Raw genomic sequence first — 4,653 nt, forward strand, 5'->3', positions numbered from 1 at the left:
CGACCACCTCGGCCAGCGGCACCTGAAGGTCGCAGAGCTCCCGCGCCGGCATCGCCCCCAGCAGCAGGCCGGCCGCGCCGGGCCGGAACCGCACCCCGGCCAGCTCGGCCCCGCCCGGCACCGGCACGGTCCGCGGCGCACGGTCCGGGCCGACCACCTCCAGGCCCGCCGGCGACCACACCAGGTCCACACAGCCGTCCGGCACCACGAGCTGCCCGTACGCAGGCCCCGCGACGTTCCGCCGCACCCAGACACAGGCCACCTGCCGCCCGGGGGCGGCACCGGGCGGCCGTTCCGCGTACGAGGAGGAACTCACCCTCCCACTCTCACCCGAACACGAGTCCGGACGCGACCGCCACCGCCACGGCGACCGCCACCACCGCCACAACGACCGCCACCGCCACCATCGCCACCCACCACACCCGCCGGTCCGCCCGGGGCGCGCTCCGGCGCAGGTCCATTGGTATGTACCACCGTCCGATGATCCGGACCGACCGTCCCCACTTCCGCACCCCCGCCGCCGGGCCGGCGGGTCGCCCGGGGGCGTCGCCCGGGCAGCACGCGGGCAGCCCGGGCAGCTCACCGGGCCGACGCGGCCGGCGTGCGCCGTCGGCCGGACGAAAGGTCGGCACACGGCCTCCTTGGCAGGCCACCACCAACATGTCATTGTCAATCATCACGTCAGATCCTTCACTCCAAAGGGGAGTTGTCACGATCGACGGCAGATGACGAGTCGTCATGCGTCCCCACGAAACCCTTGGTCAGCACTGCTTCCACTTCTGGTCATCCCCGCCCCCACCACCCCCACCCAGCCGACCGACCACCAGCGGAGAACTCCATGCCGGACCTCGATCTCAACCTGCTTGTCGCCCTGGACGCCCTGCTGGAGGAGGGCAGCGTGACAGGCGCCGCAGAGCGGCTGCACACCTCGGCCCCCGCGATGAGTCGCACGCTCGGGCGGCTGCGCCGGGTGCTCGGCGATCCGCTCCTGGTCCGGGCCGGCCGGGGGCTGGTCCCGACGCCGCGCGCGGTGGAACTACGGGCGGAGGTCCGCGCGCTGGTCAGCCGGGGCCAGTCGCTGCTGGTCCCGCGCGCCGCCGCCGAACCGGCCGACCTCAACCGCCGCTTCACCCTCCAGACCGGGGACGTCCTCCTCACCACCATCGGCGCGACCCTGGTGGAGACGGTCCGCGCCCAGGCTCCGGCCGTCACCCTGCGCTTCCTGAGCGACCACCCGGAGGGCGCCAGCGCGATGCGGGACGGCGTGATCGATCTGGAGGTCGGCGTGACGGACCACCTCGACCCGGAGACCCGCACCGAACCGCTCGCCACCTCGGGCCTGGTGGGCATCGCCCGCGCCGGACACCCGCTGACCGTCGGTGCACCCCCCACCGCCGAGGAGTTCGCCACCGCCGACCATCTCGCGGTCTCCCGCAACGGCCGCGGCCAGGGGCCGATCGACCAGCGGCTGGCCGAGGTCGGCCTCTCCCGGCGGGTGGTCGCCAGCGTGCCGAGCTACCCGGCCGCGCTCTTCCTGCTCCGCGACAGCGACCTGGTCGGCCTCGCCCCGGCCCGCCTCGGCACCCGGGCGGCCGAGGCCCTCGGCCTGACCACCTTCCCGCTCCCGGTGCCCATGCCCGAGGTGACGCTGACCATGGCCTGGCACCCGCGCAACGACCAGGACGCCGGCCACCGCTGGCTGCGCGAGCTGGTCCGCGGCGTCGTCACCGCACGCGCCGGCGCCCCCCGCCGCACCGTCGGCCTGCCCCCGGCCGAAGCGTTCCTCGGTGCCAACCGCCCGGTCCTGAGCTCCCGTTGAACACCCCGGTCGGGTCCGGCCCGGGCGGATCGGCCCGGGCCGGACCCGACCACCCGTTCCTGAAGCCCGCTGCGCCCCCGGCCCCTGAAGCTTGTTCCGGAAGGTCCGAGTCCGGGCATTTCTCCGGTGCTCCGGGCCGAGCCGGTCCGGGTGGAGACGTTCACGGGGCTGCGGATGCGGCGGCTCAAGGGTCTCGTGCGGGTGGTGCGCGAGCGCGGCGGCAACGGGCCGGGCAACAGGGCCGACGCCCACATGCACAACCTCGCCCGCACCGCATGAAACCAACAGGTTGGTGGCGGTCACGGTCCCGGGCAGTAGGCGTCCCGGGCGGGGGTGCGGGCGGTCACGGTCACGGGCGGGCGGTCGAGCGCGCGGTCGTCGAGGAGGGCTCGGCCGAGCGGGGTGAGGGCGTGCCGAACACCTGGCCCGGTGCGCTTGGTGGTGAGAAGGCGGGCGGTACGCAGGACGCTGAGGTGGTGGCTCGCGGTGGCGGGTGAACAGCCGCTGCGGCGGGCGAGTTCGGCGGTGCCCGCCGGGTCCGCCGCCGCGCGCAGCACGCGGGCGCGGGTGGTTCCGAGCAGGGCGACGAGCGCGCCGTCCGGCCCGTCCTCGGCGGTGGAGGTCCAGATCGCACGGCAGGTGGTGAGGTCCGGGGCGAGGGGGTAGTGCAGGACGAGCGGGTGGTCGAGGCCGCGGTTGTCGGTGAGCGCGAGCGGCTCGGGCCAGAAGAAGGTGGGGACCAGCACGACGCCGGCACCGCGCAGCCGCAGGTCGGCATCGACGCGACAGGGCAGCGTCAGCACCGGTGACTGCCAGCCGACGTCGGGGTGGAGGCTGCCCAGCAGTGCGTCCAGACCGCGGTCGACAGCGAGGGTGGCACTCCGGGCGCGTTCGGTGTGCGCGGCGGCCAGCAGCTGCGACCAGTACGGTGCCACCGCGAAGGAGTGGTACTCGCGCAGCCGGCGGTCGACCGTCGCGCGCATTTCGCTTTCGCCTCTTCGCAGTTCATGGACCCAACGGGGTGCTCGGGGGCGCATCCCGCTGAGGACGCGCAGGTCTGCACTCCACCGCCGGCCGGGCAGTGACCAGATCTGCTCCAGGCTCTCGGACAGGGTGCGGCTGCGGGCGTGCAGGAACGCCTCTGCGGCCTCCGCCACCCCGAGCGGCGTGGCCAGGTCGAACAGCACCCGCTGTTCGGGCCGCATACTGCCACGGGTCCTGCTGCGCCACCCCTCCATCAGCACTCCGCCCATGTCGCGGGTCTGCACCAGCGACAGACTCAGGACCGACTCCGCGAGCGGATCGGGTGCCCGCGCGATCCGGACCCTCGTCAGGTCGTCGTGGGTGAAGTGGAGCCGCAACAAGTCCCGCCCCTTCCCTAGGACGTCTACAGGGCTACCTCGGCGGCCGTCCTTGTACGGCCGCCTCTACCGAGGCTCGTCACCACGGCGCTCCGCGGCATCCGCCCACGGGCCGCGGATCCGTCGGCCATGGGACGGAGTGACGACCCGTCCTTTCGGCCGGTGCGCGCCACAGCGCAGTCCCTGAGGTCGCGTGGGGTGCTGCCGCGTGCTGTGACCTGCGCGGATACTCGCCGCGTTCCGGCCGCGCCCCTCCCGCCGGGCCGCCCGGCGTGACGAGGGGTGCCGGGCGGGCCGGTTCAGCGCAGCACCTCCAGCTCCGGCCAGTCCTCGCCGGGCCGGTCGAGGAAGCCGGTGGGCCGCCCCGTCAGGTACCGCGCGAAGAAGGCGGCGACGGCGGTGCGCTGGGCGGCCAGGGAGCGCCGGGGGTCGACGGTGCCGATGAGTCCGGCCGCGTCGGGGACCGGGAGGCGGCGGACGAGCTGGGGCAGGAGGACCTGGAGGTCGGTGTACGAGCCGTGGGCGGCGTTCCGCAGCCGCAGAGCGTGCCGGGGGCCGGTGGACGCCGCCCAGCAGGAGGCCCAGCTCGGTTCGGTACGCAGGGTCTTCGTACCGGAGGCCATCAGCAGGAAGGGCTTGGCGAGGCCGCTGTCGGCGACGGGTCCGAGGAGGGCGCCGTCGAGGTCGGCCGCCGCGCGGACGCGGGGCTCGTCGTGGGCGAGCTGGGCGGCGACGGAGCCGCCGAGGGACTGCCCGAGCACGCCGGTCCTGGCCGGGTCGGCGGCTTCGGCGAGCCCGTCCGGGAGTGGGTCGGTGCCGGTGTCGGGGCGGTCCCCGCGGGCGAGCCGGTCGAGTGCGCCGAGGACGAAGCGGGCGTCGGCGAGGCGGGCCCGGGAGTGCCCGGCGAGGAGGGCGGCGATGACCTCCGGGGTGAGGTCGTCGGGGAGCGGGAGGGCTCGTTCGACCCGGCCGCCGGGGAACTCGACCTGTTCGGCCTCGTACGTGGAGTCGAGGGCGACGACGAGGTGGCCGCGGCTCGCCAGATCCTCGACCAGGGTGGTGCCGAGGGCGCGCGAGCCGCCGTCGCCGGAGGAGAACAGCACCACGGGCAGCCGGCCGGCACGGCGGGCGACGGGCGCGCCGGTGCGGGCGTGGGTCCTGATCCCCTGCCAGTCGGCGGCGCCGGCGGGGACACCGAGGGCCGGTGCGGAGTGCGCGTCCCAGTCGGCCGCCGCGGCCGGGGGCAGCCAGGAGGCCGTCGGGTGGCCGGCGCCGGGTTCCGCCGGGTACCAGAGGCCGGCCATGAGCTCCCGGTAGGGCTTGGCGGGGAGGAGAGGGTCGGGGCGGCTGTCGTCGACCAGGTGCAGCGCGACGGTGCCGACGGGCCAGGGCCCGGTGGGTGCGGGCAGTTGCAGCGGGACGGGGGTGCCGGGGGCCGGCGCGGGGCCGGCACCCCCGGCCGGGGCGGCGGGA

At 75.5% G+C, this 4,653-nt stretch carries 5 protein-coding genes and 1 pseudogene; 2 read left to right on the forward strand and 4 right to left on the reverse strand.

What is annotated here, in order from left to right; translation table 11 throughout:
- Both ADK60_RS19730 and ADK60_RS47715 read right to left on the reverse strand, forming a co-directional pair.
- Positions 1 to 316: DUF6597 domain-containing transcriptional factor (locus ADK60_RS19730; RefSeq protein ID WP_353651757.1), on the reverse strand; the 316-nt coding region annotated here is incomplete at its 3' end.
- A gap of 10 nt (positions 317 to 326) precedes the next feature.
- Positions 327 to 461 (reverse strand): hypothetical protein, encoded by a 135-nt coding sequence (locus ADK60_RS47715; RefSeq protein WP_286185291.1) that lies wholly within the window; start codon positions 459 to 461, stop codon positions 327 to 329.
- Positions 462 to 838: 377 nt separating this feature from the next.
- Here ADK60_RS47715 and ADK60_RS19735 point away from each other — a divergent pair, with 377 nt between their 5' ends.
- The gene (locus ADK60_RS19735; RefSeq protein WP_045938351.1) at positions 839 to 1,819 is read left to right on the forward strand and encodes a LysR family transcriptional regulator; all 981 of its coding nucleotides are present in this window, start codon (positions 839 to 841) and stop codon (positions 1,817 to 1,819) included.
- A 117-nt stretch (positions 1,820 to 1,936) separates the two neighbouring features.
- Positions 1,937 to 2,050: pseudogene (locus ADK60_RS47720) on the forward strand (IS5/IS1182 family transposase); the annotation flags it as partial.
- A 68-nt stretch (positions 2,051 to 2,118) separates the two neighbouring features.
- Here the strand turns inward: ADK60_RS47720 and ADK60_RS43545 are convergent.
- Both ADK60_RS43545 and ADK60_RS19745 read right to left on the reverse strand, forming a co-directional pair.
- Positions 2,119 to 3,183, reverse strand: a complete 1,065-nt coding sequence (locus ADK60_RS43545; RefSeq protein WP_159400497.1) for an ArsR/SmtB family transcription factor — start codon at positions 3,181 to 3,183, stop codon at positions 2,119 to 2,121.
- Between the two features lie 296 nt (positions 3,184 to 3,479).
- A partial coding sequence (locus ADK60_RS19745; protein WP_053647699.1) for an alpha/beta hydrolase family protein occupies positions 3,480 to 4,653 on the reverse strand: 1,174 nt, incomplete at its 5' end.

This window comes from Streptomyces sp. XY431 (assembly GCF_001279805.1).
Taxonomy (GTDB): Bacteria; Actinomycetota; Actinomycetes; order Streptomycetales; family Streptomycetaceae; genus Kitasatospora; species Kitasatospora purpeofusca.

Coding starts and splice junctions, on each gene's coding strand:
- ADK60_RS47715 (WP_286185291.1), bottom strand. CDS start 461: ATGGACCTGCGCCGGAGCGCGCCCCGGGCGGACCGGCGGGTGTGGTGG.
- ADK60_RS19735 (WP_045938351.1), top strand. CDS start 839: ATGCCGGACCTCGATCTCAACCTGCTTGTCGCCCTGGACGCCCTGCTG.